21 protein-coding genes and 1 rRNA gene are annotated in these 22227 nt (G+C 70.0%); 14 read left to right on the top strand and 8 right to left on the bottom strand.

The window, feature by feature from the left end; genetic code table 11:
• Positions 1 to 95 precede the first annotated feature (95 nt).
• From pstC to pstB, 3 genes are all read left to right on the top strand, one after another.
• Positions 96 to 1100: a phosphate ABC transporter permease subunit PstC gene (gene pstC / locus ACZ56U_RS37790; protein ID WP_469088465.1), complete on the top strand. Its 1005-nt coding sequence runs from the start codon at positions 96 to 98 to the stop codon at positions 1098 to 1100.
• Positions 1097 to 2143, top strand: a complete 1047-nt coding sequence (gene pstA / locus ACZ56U_RS37785) for a phosphate ABC transporter permease PstA (RefSeq protein ID WP_469088464.1) — start codon at positions 1097 to 1099, stop codon at positions 2141 to 2143. Before pstC ends, pstA begins: the two co-directional genes overlap by 4 nt.
• Positions 2144 to 2213: 70 nt before the next feature.
• The gene (gene pstB / locus ACZ56U_RS37780) at positions 2214 to 2990 is read left to right on the top strand and encodes a phosphate ABC transporter ATP-binding protein PstB (RefSeq protein WP_391234021.1); all 777 of its coding nucleotides are present in this window, start codon (positions 2214 to 2216) and stop codon (positions 2988 to 2990) included.
• Positions 2991 to 3146: 156 nt separating this feature from the next.
• On the opposite strand, the gene ACZ56U_RS37775 is transcribed toward pstB, so the two are convergent.
• Entirely contained in the window at positions 3147 to 4145 is a 999-nt protein-coding gene (locus tag ACZ56U_RS37775) for an inorganic phosphate transporter (RefSeq protein WP_469088463.1), read from the bottom strand.
• 5 nt (positions 4146 to 4150) lie between these two features.
• Positions 4151 to 4771 carry a DUF47 domain-containing protein gene (locus tag ACZ56U_RS37770; protein WP_030043659.1) on the bottom strand — a complete coding sequence of 207 codons (621 nt, stop codon included), beginning with the start codon at positions 4769 to 4771 and terminating at the stop codon, positions 4151 to 4153.
• A 200-nt stretch (positions 4772 to 4971) separates the two neighbouring features.
• Here ACZ56U_RS37770 and ACZ56U_RS37765 point away from each other — a divergent pair, with 200 nt between their 5' ends.
• A complete protein-coding gene (locus tag ACZ56U_RS37765; RefSeq protein ID WP_469088462.1) occupies positions 4972 to 5298 on the top strand; it encodes a metal-sensitive transcriptional regulator in 327 nt (108 codons plus the stop codon).
• Positions 5299 to 5335: 37 nt separating this feature from the next.
• Here the strand turns inward: ACZ56U_RS37765 and ACZ56U_RS37760 are convergent, their stop codons facing one another.
• Both ACZ56U_RS37760 and ACZ56U_RS37755 read right to left on the bottom strand, forming a co-directional pair.
• Positions 5336 to 5515, bottom strand: coding sequence for a hypothetical protein (locus ACZ56U_RS37760; RefSeq protein WP_469088461.1), 180 nt, complete (start codon positions 5513 to 5515; stop codon positions 5336 to 5338).
• Between the two features lie 107 nt (positions 5516 to 5622).
• Positions 5623 to 6462 carry an SCO4651 family lipoprotein gene (locus ACZ56U_RS37755; RefSeq protein WP_469088460.1) on the bottom strand — a complete coding sequence of 280 codons (840 nt, stop codon included), beginning with the start codon at positions 6460 to 6462 and terminating at the stop codon, positions 5623 to 5625.
• A gap of 366 nt (positions 6463 to 6828) precedes the next feature.
• On the opposite strand from ACZ56U_RS37755, the gene ACZ56U_RS37750 reads away from it, so the two are divergent.
• A complete protein-coding gene (locus tag ACZ56U_RS37750; protein ID WP_469088459.1) occupies positions 6829 to 8385 on the top strand; it encodes an FAD-binding oxidoreductase in 1557 nt (518 codons plus the stop codon).
• Positions 8386 to 8399: 14 nt separating this feature from the next.
• On the opposite strand, the gene ACZ56U_RS37745 is transcribed toward ACZ56U_RS37750, so the two are convergent.
• Both ACZ56U_RS37745 and ACZ56U_RS37740 read right to left on the bottom strand, forming a co-directional pair.
• Positions 8400 to 9104, bottom strand: a complete 705-nt coding sequence (locus tag ACZ56U_RS37745) for a phosphatase PAP2 family protein (RefSeq protein WP_469088458.1) — start codon at positions 9102 to 9104, stop codon at positions 8400 to 8402.
• Between the two features lie 211 nt (positions 9105 to 9315).
• The gene (locus tag ACZ56U_RS37740; RefSeq protein WP_469088457.1) at positions 9316 to 10323 is read right to left on the bottom strand and encodes a C40 family peptidase; all 1008 of its coding nucleotides are present in this window, start codon (positions 10321 to 10323) and stop codon (positions 9316 to 9318) included.
• 362 nt (positions 10324 to 10685) lie between these two features.
• Between ACZ56U_RS37740 and ACZ56U_RS37735 the strand changes: the two genes are divergently transcribed.
• The 7 genes from ACZ56U_RS37735 (at position 10686) to ACZ56U_RS37705 (ending at position 19516) form a co-directional block, all read left to right on the top strand.
• Positions 10686 to 12023 carry a S53 family peptidase gene (locus ACZ56U_RS37735; RefSeq protein WP_469088456.1) on the top strand — a complete coding sequence of 446 codons (1338 nt, stop codon included), beginning with the start codon at positions 10686 to 10688 and terminating at the stop codon, positions 12021 to 12023.
• 340 nt (positions 12024 to 12363) lie between these two features.
• Positions 12364 to 12672, top strand: a complete 309-nt coding sequence (locus ACZ56U_RS37730) for a hypothetical protein (protein WP_007383036.1) — start codon at positions 12364 to 12366, stop codon at positions 12670 to 12672.
• 185 nt (positions 12673 to 12857) lie between these two features.
• The gene (locus ACZ56U_RS37725; protein WP_469088455.1) at positions 12858 to 13673 is read left to right on the top strand and encodes a DUF8175 domain-containg protein; all 816 of its coding nucleotides are present in this window, start codon (positions 12858 to 12860) and stop codon (positions 13671 to 13673) included.
• Entirely contained in the window at positions 13663 to 15000 is a 1338-nt protein-coding gene (locus ACZ56U_RS37720) for a hypothetical protein (protein ID WP_469088454.1), read from the top strand. The genes ACZ56U_RS37725 and ACZ56U_RS37720 overlap by 11 nt, the downstream gene beginning before the upstream one ends.
• 23 nt (positions 15001 to 15023) lie before the next feature.
• On the top strand, positions 15024 to 16565 hold the full coding sequence (locus tag ACZ56U_RS37715; RefSeq protein ID WP_469088453.1) for an SCO6880 family protein: 1542 nt from the start codon (positions 15024 to 15026) through the stop codon (positions 16563 to 16565).
• 14 nt (positions 16566 to 16579) lie between these two features.
• Positions 16580 to 17989 carry an ATP-binding protein gene (locus tag ACZ56U_RS37710; RefSeq protein WP_469088452.1) on the top strand — a complete coding sequence of 470 codons (1410 nt, stop codon included), beginning with the start codon at positions 16580 to 16582 and terminating at the stop codon, positions 17987 to 17989.
• Positions 17990 to 18007: 18 nt separating this feature from the next.
• On the top strand, positions 18008 to 19516 hold the full coding sequence (locus ACZ56U_RS37705) for a TraM recognition domain-containing protein (protein WP_469088517.1): 1509 nt from the start codon (positions 18008 to 18010) through the stop codon (positions 19514 to 19516).
• A gap of 16 nt (positions 19517 to 19532) precedes the next feature.
• On the opposite strand, the gene ACZ56U_RS37700 is transcribed toward ACZ56U_RS37705, so the two are convergent.
• Positions 19533 to 20087, bottom strand: a complete 555-nt coding sequence (locus ACZ56U_RS37700; RefSeq protein WP_469088451.1) for a GNAT family N-acetyltransferase — start codon at positions 20085 to 20087, stop codon at positions 19533 to 19535.
• A gap of 94 nt (positions 20088 to 20181) precedes the next feature.
• Between ACZ56U_RS37700 and ACZ56U_RS37695 the strand changes: the two genes are divergently transcribed.
• Both ACZ56U_RS37695 and ACZ56U_RS37690 read left to right on the top strand, forming a co-directional pair.
• A complete protein-coding gene (locus tag ACZ56U_RS37695; RefSeq protein WP_469088450.1) occupies positions 20182 to 21429 on the top strand; it encodes a sensor histidine kinase in 1248 nt (415 codons plus the stop codon).
• The gene (locus tag ACZ56U_RS37690) at positions 21426 to 22085 is read left to right on the top strand and encodes a response regulator (RefSeq protein ID WP_469088449.1); all 660 of its coding nucleotides are present in this window, start codon (positions 21426 to 21428) and stop codon (positions 22083 to 22085) included. Before ACZ56U_RS37695 ends, ACZ56U_RS37690 begins: the two co-directional genes overlap by 4 nt.
• Positions 22086 to 22132: 47 nt before the next feature.
• Here ACZ56U_RS37690 and rrf read toward each other — a convergent pair.
• Positions 22133 to 22227 (bottom strand): 5S ribosomal RNA (gene rrf, locus ACZ56U_RS37685); the annotation flags it as partial.

Raw genomic sequence — 22227 nt, 5'->3', positions numbered from 1 at the left:
TCCAGGGCCTGAAGTGCCCCGGACCGGACCGCACCGTCCGGTGCACCGCCGCCAGGAGCCGTACGCCCGTACGGCTCCGCAGACCGGAGAACCCGATGGACACCACACTGACAACCGACGCCCCGCCTCCCACCCCACAGCCCAGCCCGACCGAGCAGAAGCGGGTGGCGCACGGCGCCACCCGACCCGGCGACCGCGTCTTCCTCGCGCTGTCCCGCGGCTCGGGCATCTTCCTGCTGGTGGTCATGGCCGCGATCGCGGTCTTCCTGACCTACCGTGCGTCCCTCGCGATCAGCAAGGACGACGGCAACTTCCTGACCACCTTCGAGTGGAACACCAGCCTCAACCCGCCGGTCTTCGGCATCGCGGTGCTCGCCTTCGGCACGGTCGTCTCCTCGATCGTCGCCATGGTCATCGCCGTCCCGATCGCGGTCGCCATCGCGCTGTTCCTCACGCACTACGCCCCGCGCAGGCTGAGCGGCCCGATCGCCTACGTGATCGACCTGCTCGCCGCCGTACCGTCCATCGTGTACGGCCTGTGGGGCGCCCTGGTGCTGGTACCGAACATGACCGGCCTGTTCGCCTGGCTGGACGACTACCTCGGCTGGACCGGCGTCTTCTCCTGGCAGGGCGGCGCGCCCCGCTCGATGCTGACCGTCGGCATCCTGCTCGCGATCATGATCCTGCCGATCATCACCAACGTCAGCCGTGAGGTCTTCCGGCAGACGCCCCGGATGAACGAGGAGGCGGCCCTGGCGCTCGGCGCCACCCGCTGGGAGGTCATCCGCATGGCGGTGCTCCCCTTCGGCCGCTCCGGTGTGATCTCGGCCTCGATGCTCGGTCTCGGCCGCGCGCTCGGCGAGACGATGGCCGTGGCCACCGTGCTCTCCCCGACCTTCGACATCCAGGCCAGCCTGCTCGACCCGGGCGGCGGCACCTTCGCCCAGAACATCGCCAGCAAGTTCGGTGAGGCGACCGAGTTCGGCCGGGACGCGCTGATCGCCTCCGGTCTGGTCCTGTTCGTCATCACCCTGCTGGTCAACGGCGCGGCCCGCGCGATCATCGCCCGCCGCAAGGAGTACTCGGGGGCCAACGCATGAGCACCGCAACCGTCAGCACCCTGCGCGGCGCCCGGCTGCCCAAGTGGTCCCCGTACGCCATCGCGGCCGGCTCGCTCGCTCTCGCGGTCGGCATCGGCCTGGCCGCCGGCCTCGACAGTGAGGCCCAGTGGGGCCTGATCGCCGCGCTCCTGTTCCTCTTCGGGACCTACGGCATCGCCGCCCGGGTGGAGGGCCGCCGCCAGGCCAAGGACCGGATCGCCACCTCGCTGGTCTGGGTCGCCTTCCTGCTCGCCGTCGTCCCGCTGGTCTCCCTGGTCTGGGTGACCGTCTCGCGCGGTGTGAAGGTCCTCGACCTCTACTTCCTGACCCACTCGATGGGCGTGGTCGCCGACACCGAGCCCGGCGGCGGCATCTACCACGCCATCCTCGGCAGCCTGGAGCAGGTCGGCCTCGCCACCCTGATCGCGGCCCCGATCGGCGTGCTCACCGCGGTCTACCTGGTGGAGTACGGGCGCGGGAACCTCTCCCGGGCCATCACGTTCTTCGTGGACGTCATGACGGGCATCCCGTCGATCGTCGCGGGCCTGTTCATCCTCAGCCTGATGCTCCAGTTCGAGATGCAGCCCTTCGGCTTCGCCGGCTCGCTGGCCCTGGCCATCCTGATGATGCCGGTGGTCGTCCGCTCCACCGAGGAGATGCTCAAGCTCGTCCCGAACGAGCTGCGCGAGGCCTCCCTGGCCCTCGGCGTCCCGAAGTGGCGCACGATCCTGAAGGTGGTCCTGCCGACCTCGCTCGGCGGCATCACGACCGGCATCATGCTGTCCGTCGCCCGTATCGCGGGTGAGACGGCCCCGGTCCTGCTGCTCGTCTTCGGCAACCCGTTCATCAACAACAACCCCTTCGAGGGCGCGCAGGCCTCGCTGCCGCTGTACATCTACCAGCAGTACGCGAACAGCGCGGGTTCCGGAGCGGCCTACGACCGGGCCTGGGCGGCGTCGCTGACGCTGATCGCCTTCGTGATGTTCCTCAACCTGGTGGCCCGCGGGATCGCCCGCTGGAAGGCCCCGAAGACCGGTCGCTGAAGCATCGACACGCGGCTACCGCCGCGCGGGGCCCTCAGCGACTCCCAGACTTTTTGGAAGTGAAGTAATCATGGCGAAGCGAATCGACGTAAGCGGGCTCACCGCCTACTACGGCGCCCACAAGGCGATCGACGACATCTCGATGACCGTCGAGCCCCGCTCGGTGACGGCCTTCATCGGCCCCTCCGGCTGCGGCAAGTCGACGTTCCTGCGCACGCTGAACCGTATGCACGAGGTCACCCCCGGCGGCCGCGTCGAGGGCAAGGTGCTCCTGGACGACGAGGACCTGTACGGCACCGGCATCGACCCGGTGTCGGTGCGCCGCGAGGTCGGCATGGTCTTCCAGCGCCCGAACCCGTTCCCCACCATGTCGATCTTCGACAACGTGGCGGCGGGCCTGCGCCTGAACGGCTCGTACAAGAAGTCCGAGCTCGCCGACGTCGTCGAGAAGTCCCTCAAGGGCGCCAACCTCTGGAACGAGGTCAAGGACCGCCTGAACAAGCCCGGCTCCGGCCTCTCCGGCGGTCAGCAGCAGCGTCTGTGCATCGCCCGCGCGATCGCGGTGGAGCCGAAGGTCCTGCTGATGGACGAGCCCTGCTCGGCCCTGGACCCCATCTCCACCCTCGCCATCGAGGACCTGATCGGCGAGCTGAAGGAGCGCTTCACGATCGTCATCGTGACGCACAACATGCAGCAGGCGGCCCGTGTCTCGGACCGCACGGCGTTCTTCAACCTCGCCGCCGTCGGCCAGCCCGGCAAGCTGGTCGAGATCGACGACACCGAGCGCATCTTCTCCAACCCGTCGGTCCAGGCCACGGAGGACTACATCTCGGGCCGCTTCGGCTAGACCGCGGCGGCGTGAAGACCCCTCGCGGTGCTGCATGGCGGTGCCGCCGCGAGGACGGAAAAGGGCCCGCCCCCTGGCTCATCGGGGGGCGGGCCCGTTTCGGTACGGTCGGCGGTTACACGACGCCGTCGGCGTAGGCCGTCCGCTTGCCCGTGCTCACAGGAACGCCAGGTTCACGACACCGAACACACTCGCCGCGACCAGCGCCGCCGCCGGCATGGTGATGAACCAGCCCAGGATGATGTTCTTCGCGACGCCCCACCGCACGGCGTTGACCCGCTTGGTGGCGCCCACGCCCATGATCGCCGAGGTGATGACATGGGTCGTCGAGATCGGCGCGTGGAACATGAACGCGGTGGTGAACATGATCCCCGCGCCCGTGGTCTCCGCGGCGAAGCCCTGCGGCGGGTCCAGCTCGATGATCTTCCGCCCGAGGGTCCGCATGATCCGCCAGCCGCCCGCGTAGGTGCCGAGCGACAGCATCACCGCGCAGGCGATCTTGACCCACGCCGGGATCGGGTCGCCGGCCTGTTCGACATCGGCGATGACGAGCGCCATCACCACGATGCCCATCGTCTTCTGCGCGTCCTGGAGGCCGTGCCCGAGGGCCATGCCCGCCGCCGAGACGGTCTGCGCTATACGGAAACCGCGCTTGGCCTTGTGCGGGTTCGACTTCCGGAACATCCACATGATCGCGACCATCACCAGATAACCGGTGACGATACCGACGATCGGCGACAGGAACATCGGGATGACGATCTTCTCGAGCACCCCGGACCAGATCACGTCGATCCCGCCCGCGAGTGCCGCTCCCACCATGCCGCCGAACAGCGCGTGCGAGGACGACGAGGGCAGGCCGAAGTACCAGGTGACCAGGTTCCAGACGATCGCGCCGACCAGCGCGGCGAAGAGGATCCACATCCCCCTGTTGCCGTGCGGGGTCTCGATCAGGCCCTCGCTCACGGTCTTGGCGATGCCGCTGCCGAGGAACGCGCCCGCGAGGTTCATCACGGCCGCCATCGCGAGCGCGGCCCGCGGGGTCAGCGCCCGGGTGGAGACGGAGGTCGCGATCGCGTTGGCCGAGTCGTGGAAGCCGTTGGTGTAGGTGAAGCCGAGCGCGACACCGATGGTCACGATCAGAGCAAAGGTGTCCACGTGGTTCAGGACTCCTTGACCGCGATGGTCTCCACGGTGTTGGCGACGTGCTCGAACGCGTCGGCCGCCTCTTCCAGGACGTCCACGATCTGCTTGAGCTTCAGCACCTCGATGGCCTCGTACTTGCCGTTGAAGAGCATGGCGAGCAGCTTGCGGTGGATCTGGTCGGCCTGGTTCTCCAGCCGGTTGACCTCGATCCAGTACTCGGTGAGGTTGTCCATGGTCCGCAGGTTCGGCATGGCCTCGGCGGTGAGCTCGGCGGCCCTGGCGAGGACCTCGATCTGCTGCTCGACGCCCTTGGGCAGTTCCTCGACGTTGTAGAGGACGACGAGGTCGACGGCCTCCTCCATGAAGTCCATGATGTCGTCGAGGGAGGACGCCAGGTTGTAGATGTCCTCGCGGTCGAACGGCGTGATGAACGAGGAGTTCAGCTGGTGGAAGATCGCGTGCGTGGCGTCGTCACCGGCGTGTTCCGCGGCCCGCATACGCTCTGCGATCTCGGCCCGGCCGGCGGTGTCCGCCCCGAGCAGTTCCATGAGGAGCTTCGAGCCTGTGACGATGTTGTCCGCGGATGCGGCGAACATGTCGTAGAAGCTCGTCTCCCTGGGGGTCAGACGGAAGCGCACAAGGGGTCCTCGGGGTGCATCGGTTTCGGTCAGGGTGATGCTAAGTGCATCATCCGGCCACGGCTAATGGGCCGTCCCCCAGTGTCGCCCATCAGGCACAGTGGTCAGCACGGGGGCCTTCCGCAGGCCCTATACCCGTCAAAGTTGGGTACGATATACCCAGTAGGGGTATATACCTGCCCGCAGATGTGGAGGACGCGATGACGACCACCGAGGCCGGCGCGACAGCGCCCTCTGAGAACATCACGCACGGGTACCACCAGCAGAAGGACGAACACCTCAAGCGCCTGCGCCGCATCGAGGGCCAGATCCGCGGCCTGCAACGCATGGTCGACGAGGACGTCTACTGCATCGACATACTCACGCAGGTCTCCGCCTCCACCAAGGCCCTGCAGTCCTTCGCCCTCCAACTGCTGGAGGAGCACCTGCGCCACTGCGTGGCCGACGCGGCCGTCAAGGGCGGCGAGGAGATCGACGCGAAGGTGGAAGAGGCGACGAAGGCGATCGGCCGCCTGCTGCGCACCTGAAGCTCCCGGTGGCAGGTGCGGCGGGCCGCCCCCGGGCTCACTCGCCGGAGACGGCCTCGCGCTCCTGGGCCACTTTCAGCACCTCGTCGATGCTCTCAAGGCTGAGCCGGTCCTCGTGGGCGGCCGAGGCCGCGATGATCAGGTCGCCGCACAGCTCGATCTCGGCGAGGGCCACGTAGTCCTGAACTGCCGTACCGCCGACCGGAGCCACGTGCATCACCTCTTCTCTGCCGTCACCGCTTCCTAGAGTAGGGAGCGGTCCACGCACCGCGCATGGCACGGACGGGCTAGTCCTTGACGCCCGTCACCCCCGCTCGCCCCGGCTCACTCCGCGGCGATCTTCCCGGCGTAGATGTCGTCGCGGTCCGGCAGCGTCACGTCGACGGCGACCCCGAAGTCGTGCAGCGAGGTCGTCGAGGTGACCGCGACGGTCCCCTCCCGCTGTCCGTTGACGAAGCTGAAGCGGTGGCGGACCTTGCGGATCCGCCCCTCCTCGTCGAGGTACACGTCGAACGGCACCCGAGCCGTGGCGAAGCCTTTCGCCGCCGCCCCCAGCGCCGCCCTGTTCTCGGCGGCGGCGTCCCGCGCGGCGGCATTCAGATCCGCGGTCCCCCGGTAGTGCCGTACGACGGTGCCCGCCACCTCGCTCCGGCCGACGTAGGTCGCGGAGAGCGCCCCGCGCAGCAACTCGGCGGCGGCGTAGGGGTCGGTGGCGCCGCCGGTGACCAGATTGCCGTCCGACAGCGCGGCGGTCTCGACCCGCACCCACTTGTCGTCGGGCACCCCGGCGCCCCGGTTCTTCATGAACAGGGCCCCGGGGGAGAGCAGTTCGGTGATGGGGCGGTGCTCGCTCGTGCCCGCGGGGTCCTGCGGCAGCAGCACCCGCAACTCCCCGACCCGGCGCCGGTAGTCGTAGACCCCCTCGCCCCGGATGGTGACGCGGGTCCCGCCGGTGGCCATCTCCATGGAGGTCCGGGCCTTGGAACTCCCGGTCCGCGCCAGCCGGTCGGCGGCCTGCCGCACCGTGGCGACGGCATCGCCGCCCCGCCCGTCCTCGGCGGCGGCCCCGCTCCCGGAACACCCCGCGGTGCCGGCACAGACGGCGGCCACGAGCCCCGCCACCATGCCGACCCCGCCCGTCCGCCTCTGCTGCCGCTGCGCCATCGCCTGCCTCCGTCACGGACCCCCTGACGTTCGGCTAACGACGACCGGGCGGAGCCCGTCACGCGGATACGGGCCCTTTACCGAAGGCGGCTAACGTTGTCGGTGTGCCTCAGCAGGACATACCCCCCGCGCCGCCGGAACACCGCACCACCACGGTCGAACAGGGCCGCTTCTGCACAGCCCGCTGCGTCTGCGGCTGGCGCGGCCCGGCCAGACGTGCCAGAAGCCAGGCGAGAACGGACGCGGAACTCCACACCGCCCCCTTCGGAGCCTGAGGAGTTCCCGCTGGGTACCCCCTCACCCAGCCGGTGAGGGAACCCCCGCCCCCACCACCCCGTCTCGTTCCACGAACCCACAGGAGGCGACATGGAACGGCGTACGTTCATCGGCGGCGGCATCGCGACGATCGCCGCGACCACCACGGCCGCGTGCACCGGCGACGACCAGGCCGACGCGGCCGGCACGGCCACCACCGCCAAGTCCGCGCGAACGTCCGCCAGAACCGGCGCCGTCGCCCCGGCCGACTGGACCGCCCTCGCCCGTGACCTCGACGGCAGCCTCGTCCGCCCGGGCGACACCGACTGGCCGGCCGCCCACCAGCTCTACAACACCCGCTTCGACTCCCTGAAGCCCGCCGCGGTCGCCTACATCGCGCACGCGCAGGACGTCCGCACCGCCCTGGCCTACGCCCGCGCACACGGGCTCCACGTGGCGATCCGCAACGGCGGCCACTCCTACGCCGGCTGGTCCTCCGGCAACGGCCGCCTGATCGTCGACGTCTCCAAGCTCAACAAGGTCCGCAGCAGCGGCCGTACGGCGGTCGTCGGCGCCGGCTCCAAGCTCATCGACGTCTACCGCGCCCTCGCCGCGAAGGGCGTCACCATCCCGGCCGGCTCCTGCCCGACCGTCGGCGTCTCCGGCCTCACGCTCGGCGGCGGCCACGGAGTGGTCTCCCGCGCCTACGGCCTGACCTGCGACAGCCTCACCCAGGCGACCCTGGTCACGGCGGACGGCAGGCAGCTCACCGCGAACGCCACGACCAACAAGGACCTCTTCTGGGCCCTGCGGGGCGCGGGCAACGGCAACTTCGGCGTGGTGACCGAACTGCACTTCAAGACCCACCCCGCCCCCCAGGCCGTCACCGCCTACCTGTCCTGGCCGTGGGCGAAGGCCGCCGCGGTGGTGAAGGCGTGGCAGGAGTGGGGCCCCTCCCAGCCGGACGAGATCTGGTCGTCCCTGCATCTGGCGGGCACCCCCGGCGGCCACACGACCGTCTCCGTCGCCGCCTTCTCCCTCGGCACCTACGGCGAGCTCCAGAACGCCGTGGACCGCCTCGCCGACAAGGTGGGCGCGAACGCCACCAGCGTCTCCCTCAAGCGCCGTTCCTACGAGGACGCGATGGAGGTCTACGCCGGCTGCTCCTCCTTCACCACGGACGCCCAGTGCCATCTGCCCGGCAAGACCCCGGGCCGCTCCCCGCAGGGCGCGCTCGGCCGGGAGACGTACGCCGCGAAGTCGGACTTCTTCGACCGTTCCCTGTCGACGGCCGGCATCCGCGCGATGCTGAAGCAGATCGAGTCGGTCCGCGGCGGCGCCGGAGACATCGCGCTGACCGCGCTGGGCGGCGCGGTCAACCGCGTCTCGCCGACGGCCACGGCGTTCGTCCACCGGCGCTCCCGGATGCTGGCCCAGTACATCGCCGCGTGGAAGGCCGGCACGAGCGGCACCACCGCCCAGGCCTGGCTGACCCAGGCGCACCACGCGATGAAGCCGTACGCGTCCGGAGCGGCCTACCAGAACTACACCGACCCGACGCTGACGAACTGGCGCCAGGCGTACTACGGCGACGCGGCGAGCCGGCTCACGGCCGTGAAGAAGCAGTACGACCCGAACGGCTTCTTCACCTTCCCGCAGGCCCTGTAGCCGCTCAGGGGCCCTCAGGCCGCCAGGTCCCGCTCCTCGGCGCCCGCTTCCTTCCGGGTGCCGGGGAGGACCGCGTCCCGGCCCTCGTACGACGTCCCCCGGGCCCGGATCAGCCACCCCGCGCGCGGTGAGCGCCCGATCGCCTTGGTCAGCGGGGTGAGCAGGGCCATGGCCAGCGGGGACAGGAGCAGGGCGACGGCGGTGCCGAGGGCGAAGCCGCCGATGACGTCGGTGGGGTAGTGCACGCCCATGTAGACGCGGCAGAAGCCCTCCAGGAGGGCGAGCGCGATACCGAAGAACCCGAACTTCCGGTTGGCCACGAACAGTCCGACCGCCATGGCCATGGTGATGGTGGCGTGGTCGCTCACGAAGGAGTAGTCGGTCTTGCCGGAGACGAGGACCTCCAGGCCCTCGTGTTGCAGGAACGGCCGGGGCCGCTCCACGAACCCTCGGATCGGCACGTTGACCAGCACGGCGACACCGGCCGCGAGCGGCGCCCAGACCAGCGCGGCCACCGACGCGGGCGCGTCCTCGCCGCCCCGCCTGCGCACGGACAGCCAGCACCCCAGCACGAGCAGCACGGTGGCCAGCAGGATGCCGTACTCACCGACGTACTCCATGACCCGGTCGAACCACGCGGGTGCGTCCTTGGCCAGGCCGTTGATGTCATAGAGCAGGTCGACGTCGGGGTTCGACCCGGATGCGGCGAGTCCAGCCATGGCGCTGCGGCCCCTTCGTCGTCTCTCCCGGCGCGCACCGATTCGCACGCCGCTTTTCCACCCCCGTGGCTGTAGATCCGATACGCGCTCGGCTACGACAACAGGAACGCACGGTCCCCGTTAATACGTTCCACACTCCACTGAATGATCACGCAGACGTTATCGAAGAGAGATACATCGCCGCAGCTCAGGGGATGGGTTCACGCTCGGTTCAGGCCGTCGTGGGGAGCGCTTTCGCGCCATCTTCGGTGACCCGGGTGGCCCCGAAGTAGTCGGGGGTGTCGATCGGGTCGAAGCGGATCACAGCACCCGTTCTCGGGGCGTCGATCATGTATCCGCCGCCCACATAAATTCCGACATGGCGGATGGCCCGGGAGTTGGTGAGGTCGTCCGAGAAGAACACCAGATCGCCGGGGAGCAGCTCGTCCCGGGCCGGATGCGGACCCGCGTTCCACTGGTCGTTGGCGACCCGCGGCAGCGTGATGCCGACACTGTCGTACGCGGCCTTCGTCAGCCCCGAGCAGTCGAACCGTCCACCGTCCTGAGCTGTGCCTTCACCGCCCCAGAGGTAGGGCGTGCCGAGCTTCTTCTGCGCGTAGTAGATGGCCCCGGCGGCCTGCTCCGAGGGGTCCACCCGGGTCACGGGCGCGGCGAAGCTCTCCTCCAGCGTGGTGATCGTCTTCACATAGTTCTGGGTCTCCCGGTACGGCGGCACACCCCCGTACTTGATCACCGCGTAGGCCCCCGCGTTGTAGGACGCGAGCATGTTCCTCGTCGGGTCGCCGGGGACGTCCTTCACGTACGAGGCGAGGGTGCAGTCGTACTTCGCGGCCGACGGAATCGCGTCATTGGGGTCCCATACGTCACGGTCGCCGTCGCCGTCGCCGTCGATCCCGTGCGTGGCCCAGGTCCCGGGGATGAACTGCGCTATCCCCTGCGCGGCCGCCGGGCTCTGCGCCTTCGGGTTGAACCCGCTCTCCTGGTACAGCTGCGCGGCGAGCAGCGCCGGGTTGATCGCCGTGCAGAGGTTGCCCCACTTCTGCACGAGGGCCTGGTACGCGGCCGGCACCGACCCCTTCGCCAGCGCCTTGGTGGCCCCGCCGACCCCGCCCGCCAGGTTTCCGGCGACGACGTACACGCCGACGACGAGCAGCATCACGAAGCTGAGCCCCGCCCCGAGGACGGCACCCCCCACGAGCCATGCCTTACGCACCGTCAATCGCCCCTCGCTGCCCCGGAGTCCGACGCCCACGTCAGTTTAGGGGTGCCTTTGTCGTTCTGGGGTGATCATGCGGAAGGAGAACCGGCCGCGTCCCGGCACGGCTGCGCGGACCGCCGCCCGAGACATGCGCGCGCCGCGTGCGGATGGTCAAGGCGGCGCCATCCGTCGACCATCCCCCCGCCATTGATCGGTAACCCGGCAACCCCCTTCGGTATGGCGGTAGTCAGGATTCCACCACCCACCTTGTTGTCACGTACTCAACAAGGGGATGGTCGACGCGGGCCGCCGCCCCCACCGGGAACCTCACCGGTGGCTCCCCCACCGCAGGCCTCTGCATCCCCCTCACAGGAGGCTTTACGTTGCGTACCAACGCCCCCCACATATCCGGCAGATGGCACCGGATCGGCACGGCCGCCGCGGCCGGCGCCGCCCTGCTGGTCGCCGGCCTGAGCACCGCCGCCCACGCTGACCCCGCACCGCACAAGGTGAGCGCCCGAACCCTCGCCGCAGCCGTCGCCAAGGCGCACGTGCGCTACGAGAACGCGTGCGGCACCACCCCGAAGAAGGGCTACGCCGCCTGCAACGCCCTGCGCGTCACCAGCGGCACCACCGCCTACATGGAGAAGCAGGCCGCGCTCAAGGGCGTAGCGCCCCGGACCATCCGGCCGGACGCCTCCTCGGCCACCCCGACCGGATACGGCCCGAGCGACCTCCGATCGGCCTACGGCCTGACCTCCGCCTCCTCCTCCGGCGGCTCCGGCCAGACCATCGCGATCGTCGACGCCTACGACGACCCCAACGCCGAGGCGGACCTGGCCACTTACCGCTCCTACTACGGCCTGTCGGCGTGCACCACCGCCAACGGCTGCTTCAAGAAGGTCAGCCAGACCGGCTCCACCACCTCCCTGCCCGCCGCCGACAGCGGCTGGGCGGGCGAGATCTCCCTCGACCTCGACATGGTCTCCGCCATCGCCCCCAACGCCCACATCCTCCTGGTCGAGGCGAAGTCGTCGAGCATGGCCAACCTGGGCACGGCCGTGAACGAGGCGGTCAAGCTGGGCGCCAAGTTCGTCTCCAACTCCTACGGCGGCTCGGAGTCCTCCTCGGACACCTCGTACGACTCCTCGTACTTCAACCACCCCGGCGTCGTCATCACCGTCTCCGCCGGCGACGAGGCCTACGGCGCCGAGTACCCGGCCGCCTCCCGGTACGTGACCGCGGTCGGCGGCACCAAGCTCTCCACCTCCTCCACCAGCCGCGGCTGGACCGAGTCGGTCTGGAGGACCAGCAGCACCGAGGGCACCGGCTCCGGCTGCTCCTCCTACGACGCCAAGCCGAGCTGGCAGACCGACACGGGCTGCTCCAAGCGCATGATCGCCGACGTCTCCGCCGTCGCCGACCCGGCCACCGGAGTCTCCGTCTACGACACCTACGGCGCCGACGGCACCGGCTGGAACACCTACGGCGGCACCAGCGCCTCCGCCCCGATCATCGCCGCCGTCTACGCCCTCGCGGGCACCCCGGGCAGCAGCGACTACCCGGCCCAGTACCCCTACCGGCACACCTCGGCCCTCAACGACGTCACCACCGGCAACAACGGCAGCTGCTCCACCAGCTACTTCTGCACCGCGGCCACGGGCTTCGACGGCCCGACCGGCTGGGGCACGCCGGCCGGAGTGAGCGCCTTCACAGGGTGACGCTCAGTCACCATCTGGACGGGCCACGGCATCCAGCCGTGGCCCGTTCCTCGTGTCCGGGCAGCACGGAGATAGCCTTCACCCACAGAACATGGGTGCCACCAGCACCACGGATGCCAAGAAGAGGTCAACGACGGAACCACACGAAGGTTCCGCTCCGGCCTCATTGCCCGGCGTGACCTGCCGTGATACACAGAGTGACGGGGCAGTGCATTCGTACGAAACCCGCCAATCAATGACGCCAAGTCGACATACGACGGTGGAATTGTCAGCGAGAATGAGGCCTGACCTCTGCGCACCGCAGGGGTAGCGGAACTACCCACCAGGGGCGGTGACTTACATGCTCTTTGCGGCCGACAAGGGAGACATCAACACCATCATCGGCGGGATCGCTCCGGACTGGGGCCCCTTCGGGGCGCTGGGCACGGAAGCGAAGACGATGATCCAGGTCGTCATGGCGGTCGCCATCCTGCTCTGCCTCGGCATCGCCATCTGGGGCGCCGCGAAGCAGCGCATCGGCGCGACAGCCCTGCGGGACACCTTCAGCGCGGAACAGGGCAAGGGCCTGATCATCGCCGGCCTCACCGGCGTCTTCATCATCGGCTCACTCGGCACGCTCTTCACCATCGTGTACGGCATGGCCGTCTAGCAGGCATTCCACCGGTCCCCGGGCACGCCCGGCCATCACCTCCCATCCCACCCGCCCGTCGTGCCCACCGGCTGAGGTTGCGTTTCCCTGATGTCGAGTCACCACACCGCGCCCGCGCGGGAACCAGCACGGCTACCGTCGTACTCCTACGTGTTTCCGTACGACGTCGAGGGGGCGTACGCGGCATGAGTCCCGGTGACGAACACGAGGCCTCCGGAGGTTACGGCGGCTACGGCGGCTCCGGTCAGACCCGGACCCGCCTGCCGGAGGACGAGTACGGGGGTGCGCGTCCCCGCGCCCGCTCCTCGTCCCGCAGCCTGGTCACGGTGGTCGGCGTCGTGGTCGTCCTCATCGCCGCGATCGCCTTCGCGAACCGCGGAGGAGACGATTCCGCCTCCCCGAGCGCGGGAAACGGCGGCGCGAAGCCGGAGGTGGCGACGACCGCGGCCACCGGAACAAAGCCGGTCCAGTCGGGCTTCGCCCGGGACGAGCAGGGGGCGCAGAGCGCGGCGGCGAACTATGCGGTGGCGCTTGTCTCGGCCGACATCCTCAGACCGGCCCAGCGGGCCGAGATCGTGCGACGGGTCTTCGTCCCCGACAAGCAGGGCGAGCTCTCGGCCAAGTTCGACAAGGCCTATTCCAAGGAGTTCCTGAGCAGCGTCGGCCTGGACGAGAACGGCAACGCGACCGAGGGTCGCACGTACGTCTCCCGGACCGTCCCCGTCGGCACCAAGGTCTCGAACTTCTCGGACGCCTCGGCGACCGCCGAGGTGTGGTGCACCGGTCTGTACGGCACCGCGGGCGACGGTTCGACCAACCCCGTCACCAGCGACTGGTTCACGATGACCCTCCAACTGCGCTGGACCGATGGCGACTGGAAGGTCGACAGCTTCTCCCAGAAGGACGGCCCCGCCCCGGTCCCAGGGGACAACAAGGCCTCCAGCGCCGACGACATGGCGAAGGCCGTCGAGGAGTACGGAGGGTTCACTTATGCCCGGTAGCCGCACGCTCAAGGTCGCCGCCGCCCTCACCGCCGTACAGACAGCCGCCGTGCTGCTGGCCACCCGCGCGGCTGCCGCCCCCACCCCCTCGCCGTCCCCCTCGGCCTCGCCTTCGCCGAGCCCCTGGGACAACAAGTGCGACCTCATCGTCGGCCCCGCCAAGGACTACTGCGAACGCGGTGACCGCCGCGGTGCCGGCCGTTCGTCCATCACCGACACCACCTCCACCGCCGACCCCCTCTCCTCCCTGGCGAAGGGCTGCGCCGAGGCCGCTGCCTGGACCGTGGACAAGCTCAGCGAGGCCGTGAAGGACACCGCGAACGTCGACTTCACCAACCCCAAGTTCCTCCAGCAGTACGCCGTCGTCTTCGCGGCCTCGACGATCCTCACGCTCCTGCTCTGGGTGCTCGCCGTGGCCAAGCGGGCCGTGCGCGGGGTGCCGCTCAGCACCGCCCTGTCCGAGGCGATCGGCTTCCTCTGGCTCACCGTGCTCGCGTCCGCGTTCACCCCGCTGATCCTCTACACCGTCGTCTCCGCCACCGACGGCGTCACCGAGGTCCTCGCGAAGGCCACCGGCGACCAGACCGACACGTTCTTCGGCACCTTCTCCGGCGCCCTGGGGAAGGGCGAGGACATCGGCGGCGGCCCGATCATGCTGATCGTGGTCTCCCTGGTCTCCATCCTCGCCGCCGGCGTGCTGTGGCTGGAGCTGGTCATCCGGGCCGCACTGCTCTACGTCGGCGCCCTCCTCGGCACCGTCGTCTACGCGGGCCTGGTCGACAAGAACCTGTGGGGCCACGTTCGCCGCTGGGCGGGCATCATGATCGCCGTCATTCTCGTCAAGCCGGTCATCGTGATCGTCCTCGGGCTGGCCGGCGCGCTGTCCGCCGACGACGGCCCCGACGCCTTCTCCGCCGTGGTCTCCGGCCTCGCCATCATCCTGCTCGCCATCTTCGCCAGCGCGATGATCTACCGCTTCGTCCCCGGCTTCGGCGACGAGATCGCCGGCTCCCGCAACAACCGCATCATGCAGGGCGCGGAAGGAAAGGCGGCAGCCGTCATCAGCTCCCCGGCGACCCTCGTCGCCCAGGGCATCAAGACCCACAGCACCCGCGCCGACAACAACGGCGGCCAGTCCGCCAACAGCGGCGCCCGCCCCTCCAACCCCGCTTCCGGCGGCGTGGCCGCCCACAGCACCCGCGGCTCAGGCGGGAGCGGCGGCGGATCTGTCCCCTCCGCCGCACCCCAGCCCCGTTCGAGCAGCGCGGTGAACACCCCGCACGCCAGCAACAACCGCAACAACCGCACAGGAGGTGACGGGCGTTGACGGCTGATTCCCACGCAGCCCATATGTCCCACGCGGTCACACCCCGCCGTACCTATCTCATCGGCCGCGCCCGGCCGAACGCGATCGTCGGCCGCAACCGTGAGACCGGCGAGATCGCGCTCATCATCGTGGGCGCGTTCCTCGGCATGATGTGCGGGCTCCTCGTCCCCGTCCTGGCCCTGCGCATCGTGCTCCTCATGGGCTTCCCGCTGATCGCCCTGATGGCGGTCTACGTGCCCTACCGGCACCGCACGTTCTACAAGTGGTTCGAGATCAACCGCAGCTACAAGCGGTCCCTGCGCCGCGGCGCCACCTACCGCTCCAGCGTCATGGAGGCCGGCATCCATGCCGACGGCCGCGAGGTCGAGGTCGGCCCGCCCCCGGGCATCGGCCGTATCACCTGGCTCGCCGCGCCCTTCGGGCCGGACGAGATCGCCGTACTGCTGCACGCCGACCGCAGGACCGTCACCGCCGCCATCGAGATCGAGGGCCCCGGTGTCGGCCTGCGCGACTCCGAGGACCAGGAAGCCCTCGTCGACCGCTTCGGCACGCTGCTCAAGCACGTGGCCAACGGCGACGGCTTCGTCACCCGCCTCCAGATGCTCGCCCGCACCCTGCCCGCCGACCCCGACGCGCACGCCAAGGACGTCGCCGTCCGCGGGGACGACAAGGCACCGGGCTGGTTGCAGCAGTCGTACGACCAACTGCAGTCCATGGTGTCGACGAGCAGCGAGCAGCACCGCGCCTACCTCGTCGCCTGTATGCACTTCACCCGCGAGCTGTCCGCCGAGGCGCACGCCATGGCCCGCGCGGCCCGCCCCACGGCCGGCCGCAAGCTGGACCGGGACGCGGGCCTCGCGGTCGTGATGGCGCGTGAGCTGACCGACATCTGCTCGCGCCTTCAGGAGGCCGACATCCGCGTGCGCCAGCCGCTCGGTCAGGGCCGGCTCTCCTCGCTCATCCACTCCATGTACGACCCGGACCACCCCATCGACCACATCCAGGCGATGACCAGGCGCAACGCCTGGCCGGCCGAGCTGGACGCGATGGAGCCGACGTACCTCCAGGCCAAGACCCGCGAGTCCTCGACCCGCGCGCCCTGGTGCCACGCCACCGCGTGGGTGAAGGAGTGGCCGATGACCCCCGTCGGCGTCAACTTCCTGGCACCCCTGCTGGTCCACACCCCGGACGTGATCCGCACGGTCGCCGTGACGATGGACCTCGAACCCACCGAGGTCGCCATCGAGCGCATGCTGACCGAGAAGACCAACGACGAGGCCGAGGCGTCCCGCGCCGCCAAGATGAACCGCACCGTCGACCCCCGTGACGTCGCCTCCCACAACCGTCTGGACCAGCGCGGTGAGGACCTGGCCAGCGGCGCGGCAGGGGTCAACCTCGTCGGCTACATCACCGTCTCCTCCCGCAACCCCGAGGCCCTGGCCCGCGACAAGCGGACCATCCGGGCCTCGGCCGGAAAGTCGTACCTGAAGCTGGAGTGGTGCGACAGAGAGCACCACCGCGCCTTCGTGAACACACTGCCGTTCGCCACCGGAATCCGAAGGTAGGGGCTGAGTCGCTGATGCGGGATCCGCTGTCCGTCCTCACCGACGCCTTCACGTCCTTCCTGTTCGGCAAGGTCGAGACGACCCGCCTGCCCGTCCGCACCTCCACCGGCCAGGCCCAGGCGGTCTACCTGCCCACGGCCGCCCCGGGGCTGGGCGACTCGGGCGTCATCATCGGCCGCGAGGTCTACTCCGGAAAGGGTTATATCTACGACCCCTTCCAGCTCTACGGCCAGCAGCTCCCGGCACCGCACTGGCTGGTCCTCGGCGAGTCCGGCAACGGCAAGTCGGCGCTGGAGAAGACATACATCCTGCGCCAGCTCCGCTTCCGCGACCGCCAGGTCGTCGTCCTCGACGCCCAGGGCGAGGACGGGGCGGGTGAATGGAACCTCATCGCGCGGGAGTTGGGGATAACCCCTATCCGCCTCGACCCGATGGCGGCCCTGGACATGGGCATCCGCCTCAACCCGCTCGACCCCGCGATCACGACGACCGGACAGCTCGCCCTGCTCCGGACCATCATCGAGGTCGCGATGGGTCACGGCCTCGACGAGCGCTCCGGTTTCGCGCTCAAGGTCGCCCACGCCTACGTCAACGAGACGATCGTCGAACGCCAGCCGGTCCTCACGGACATCGTCGATCAACTACGGCACCCCGAACCGGAGTCGGCCGAGGCGATGAACGTCGACCTGGACGACGTACGGGCATGGGGACTCGATGTCGCCCTGGTCCTGGACCGTCTGGTCGACGGTGACCTGCGCGGCATGTTCGACGGCCCGACGACGGTCGGCATCGACCTGGACGCCCCGCTGATCGTCTTCGACCTGTCCCACATCGACCGCAACTCCATCGCCATGCCCATCCTGATGGCGATCGTCGGCGTGTGGCTGGAGCACACCTGGATCCGCCCCGACCGGAAGAAGCGCATCTTCCTGGTCGAGGAGGCCTGGCACATCATCAACAGCCCGTTCGTGGCCCAGCTGTTCCAGCGGCTGCTGAAGTTCGGCCGCCGACTCGGCCTGTCCTTCGTGGCGGTCGTCCACCACCTGTCCGACGTGGTGGACGGGGCGGCGGCCAAGGAGGCGGCGGCGATCCTGAAGATGGCGTCCACCCGGACGATCTACGCCCAGAAGGCGGACGAGGCGAGGATGACGGGCCGGGTCCTCGGCCTGCCCCGCTGGGCGGTGGAGATCATCCCGTCGCTGACCCCCGGCATCGCCGTCTGGGACGTCAACGGCAACGTCCAGGTCGTCAAGCACCTCATCACCGAGACCGAACGACCGCTGGTCTTCACCGACCGTGCGATGACCGAGTCCTCCAGCGACCTCGCGGACGACGCCCTGCGCGCCGCCGAGCTGGAGGCGGAGGAGCGGGCGGCGGCCTTCGTGGAGCAGCACATGGGTGACTCCGAGTCGACGGTGGCGTAGGCGGGAGGACGGGTAATGGTGAGACCGGACGACCACCGGCACGAGAGCCAGGGCGGCATCCCCGACGGGCTGCTGGTCGGCATACTCGCCTTCCTCATCGGCATGACCGGTCTGGTCTGGTCGGCCACGGGCCTCGCGGGCCTCTTCGCCCACGGCCACTGGCCCCCGGGCGTCACCTTCACCCGTACGCCCCTGGCCATGCGCCACCTCGTCGTCCAGCCGCGCGACATGCAGGGCGCCTGGCCGGAGACCCCGGCGGACGCCCTGTCCGGGTACGGGCTGTTCTGGGGGCTGTTCATCGGCCAGCTGATGGTGCTGACCGTCCTCGCCGTGTTCGTCCTCGGCACCTGGGCCCGCTGGAAGGCGGTCCGACGGGCCCGCAAGACGGCACCGACCGTACAGGGGACGCCAACCGTCCAGGCGACGCCGGTCGCGGAGCAGTCGCCGGTCGCGGGGCAGTCGCCGGCCATGGCGCAGCCCCCGCTCGTGGCGCAGCCGCCCGCATCCCCGGAGCCGGTCACCGAGACCGTCGCGCTGCACGAGGTGCCCATCCCCCGGGTGGAACCCGAGCCCCCGGCGCCGGAACCGACGCTGCCCGCACGGGTGGAGAAGGTCCTGGTCGCCCCGCGGGACAGCCGTCTGGCCACCGCCACCCAGGCGGTACGCGACGCCGAGGGTGCCATCCTCGTCGTCACCTCCAACCCGGCCGTCTGGTCCGACACCAAGGACGCCCGCAGCAAACTGGGCCCGGTCCACCTCTACGACCCCGCCCACCTGTGCGACACCCCGGCCCGCCTCCACTGGTCCCCCACCGCGGGCTGCGAGGACAAGGGGACGGCGACCGCGAGGGCGAGCGCGCTGCTCTCCCCCGTCCGGCCCACCGCGAAGATCGACCAGGCCGTGGCCGACGTGGCCGAAACGCTCCTGCGGAGCTGTCTGCACGCCGCCGCCGTCGACGGCCGCACCATCCGCCACGTCCACCGCTGGGCCCAGGGCACCCAGATCCAGGACGCGGTCCGCATCCTGCGCACCAACCCCAAGGCGGCCCCCGGTTCGGCGGGCGAGCTCGAGGCCGCGCTCACCGCGCACCCCGAGCGCCGGGACATCGCCCAGGAACTGACCGGACGGGCGCTCGCCGCCCTCTTCACGGTCAACATCCGTGAGGCGTGCACTCCCAACCGAACTGATGCCCTTGCCTTGGATTCCTTCGTCCACGAAGGGGGCACGCTTTACGTGGTGGGGGAATCCATCGAGGACCCCAGGACAAACCCGGGCGCCATGCCCCTCCTGACGGCCCTCGTCTCCAGCGTGGTCGAGCGTGGCCGGCACATGGCCGAACGGTCATCCTCCGGTCGCCTCGACCCACCACTGACGCTCGTCCTCGACGACGTCGCCGCCGTGGCTCCGCTTCCCCAGCTCCCGGAGCTGCTGGCCACCGGAGCGGACCGGGGCCTGCCGACCCTGGCACTGCTCCGGTCCCGGGAACAGGCAAGGGCCCGCTGGCCGCACGACGAACTCCCGGTCTGACAGCGCCGCTTGCCGCTCAGCCCCGCTCCAGCAGGAACTCCAGCTCCGTCTCCCCGTTCAACGGCACGACCTTCCCGCTGGGCACGAACCCGGCCTTGCGATAGAACGCCTGGGCGCGCGGATTGCGCTCGTGCACGATGAGCCGCACCACCTCGACACCGCGACCCCACGCCCACTGCACGGCAGCCGCGAAGAGATCCCGGGTCACCCCGCCGCCCCGCCACTCGGGCCGTACGAACACCCCGACCAGATGCCCCTGGTCCCGCTCGACGGGAAACCCCGCCCAGTCCTTCGTCCCGGCCTCCTCGATCAGCACGGTCACGGACCCGACCCAGCTCCCGTCCGCGGCCTCGGCCACGAACTGCCGTACCCCACCGGTGTCCTCGGCCGCCCCCGCGGCCCGCTCCCGCCAGAAGGACTCCGGATGGGTCAGCGCCTTCTCGTACGTCTCCAGGAAGGCGACCGGCGCGGCCGGGTCCTGGAGCGCGACGAGCCGCAGCTCCTTCACGGCGGGCCACTCGTCGGCACGTATGGGCCGGACGACGTACGGGAGGGGGTTCGAGTCACTCATACCGATCACGGTAGTACCCGGGTACCAGCCCCCTCACCTCATATAACCCCGCGGCCGGATGCCCCGTACCCACCGCACCGGGGACCATCGCACCATGGACCCCATGCCCGACGAGCGAGAGACACCGGCGGCCGAACCCCTCATCCGGTGGGTGCAGCACATCGCCCACGCGGTACGCGTCTTCGACCGACGCCACCCCCTGCCCTGGGACCTCGCGCTCACCGGCTTCTGGGTCACCGCGGCCCTGATCGACTACACCGGTGGCGGCTGGAAGAACATCGCCGCCGACCAGGACGTCCCCGACGCGCTGCTCCTCACCCTGACCCTGGGCCTCTCGCTGCCTCTCCTCCGGCGCCGCACCCACCCCGCGGCCGCCCTGCTGTGCACAGCGCCCCTGGCCCTCGTCAACGCCTGGACCGGCGCGAACCTCCAGGCCGCCCTGCTCCAGCTGATCCTCGTCCACAACATCGCCCTGCGCCTGCCCCTGCGGACCCTGTGGTGGGCCATCCCCCTCGTGGTCACCCCGGAGGTGGTCTCCACCGTCCGCCACCCAGAGGGCAGTTGGGACCAGCAGGTGCTGCCCGCGCTGATGTCGACGGCCTTCGCCGCCGTCCTCGGCATGGCCGTCCGCACCCGCCGCGACTACACCGAGGCCCTGGAGGACCGCGCCCGCCGCCTGGAGACCGAGCGCGACCAGCAGGCCCAGCTCGCCGCGGCCGCCGAACGGGCCCGCATAGCCCGCGAGATGCACGACATCATCGGCCACAACCTCTCCGTCATCACCGGCCTCGCCGACGGCGGCCGCTACGCCGCCGCCAAGTCCCCCGACCGCGCCGCCCAGGCCCTGTCGGCCATCTCCACCACCAGCCGCCAGGCCCTCACAGAACTCCGCCGTCTTCTGGACGTCCTACGCGAAGAAAGCCCCACCGCCGCCGACCTGACCCCCCAGCCCGCCCTCACCGACCTCGCCGACCTCATCGAGGGCGTCCGCCGCACGGGCCTCCCCGTCACCACGACCACCAAGGGCACCCCCTCCCTCACCCCCGGTCGCCAACTCACCGTCTACCGGGTCATCCAGGAAGCCCTCACCAACACCCTCAAACACGGCGGCCCCGAAGCCACCACACAGATCGAGACGTCGTACGACGACCGCGGCGCCGTCACTGTCACGGTCACCGACACCGGCCGCGGCGGCGAGCCGGACGGCACCGGCGGCCGGGGGCTGCACGGAATGCGCGAGCGAACGGCCCTGTACGGCGGCACACTTGAGGCCGGCCCCCGCCCCCACCCCGAGCAGGGCTGGCGGGTCCGTCTTCACCTACCGGAGGAAACCCCCCAGTGACGACCGTCCTCATCGCCGACGACCAGCCCCTCCAGCGCTTCGGCTTCCGCATGCTCCTGGAGAGCCAGGACGACCTGACGGTCCTCGGCGAGGCCACGAACGGCACCGAGGCGATCCGCCTGACCGCCGAACTCCACCCCGATGTCGTCCTGATGGACGTCCGCATGCCCGGCCTCGACGGCATCGAGGCGACCCGCCGCATCATCGCGACCGGCGCCCGCACCCGCGTCCTGATTCTCACGACCTTCGACCTCGACGAGTACGCCTACGCGGGCCTGAGAGCCGGCGCCTCCGGCTTCCTGGTGAAGGACGCCCAGCCGGAGGACCTGCTGTCAGGGATACGGGCGGTGGCGACCGGCGACGCGGTGGTCGCCCCGAGCCTGACCCGCCGCCTCCTGGACGCCTACGCCCACCACCTCCCGACGACGACACCGACCACCGCACCGGAGGACCCACGCCTCGCCTCCCTCACCGAACGGGAACGCGAGATCCTCACGGTCATCGGCAAGGGCTGGACGAACACGGAGATAGCCGAACGCCTGCACCTGGCCGAATCGACGGTGAAAACCCACGTCGGCCGCGTTCTCGCGAAAACGGGCTCCAGGGACCGTATCCAGGCGGTGATCCTGGCGTACGAAACACAGCTGGTGAAATAGAAAAACCCCCGTACCGGATACCCGGTACGGGGGTTTTCTTAAAATTTGTTCGGCGGTGTCCTACTCTCCCACAGGGTCCCCCCTGCAGTACCATCGGCGCTGTGAGGCTTAGCTTCCGGGTTCGGAATGTAACCGGGCGTTT

Source organism: Streptomyces sp. NPDC034103, from assembly GCF_055575395.1.
The sequence above is the reverse complement of the archived record's forward strand: the minus strand, read 5'-3'. Positions and strand labels throughout refer to the sequence as shown.